Annotated in this window: 1 protein-coding gene; it reads right to left on the bottom strand. The window is 42.0% G+C overall.

Annotated features, from left to right (window positions below):
• On the bottom strand, nt 1-319 hold a 319-nt coding region (locus tag L9G74_RS23975; RefSeq protein WP_238898546.1), incomplete at both ends, for a PDGFA associated 1 family protein.

Below are 319 nucleotides of genomic sequence, written 5' to 3' on the forward strand. Positions count from 1 at the left end.
TTGTTCTGTTTTTCCTTGCTCTTGCAGCCTCATATAGCGCTCATGGGCTCTCTGTTTCTCTATCTCCTCCCTTTCACGCCTTGAAAGTTCTGTTGTTTTTCCAACATCAACATCTCTAGCTTTCAAGGTCTTTGGCTTTACTAAGTTGGGATTTTCAATCTCAATAACCCCTTGTGTTCCTTTTTTCTTAGAAGTTTCTTCTTCAGATTCTTCTCCAGATTCATCTCCAGATACTTCCTCGGGTTCTTCCTCTTCATGCTCAGCTTCTTTCTGTCTAAAAGTTCGAGGACGGTTAGAGGTTCCAGCAAGCATATCTTCC

Origin of the sequence: Shewanella electrica, from assembly GCF_022321485.1 — a bacterium.
GTDB lineage: Bacteria > Pseudomonadota > Gammaproteobacteria > Enterobacterales > Shewanellaceae > Shewanella > Shewanella electrica.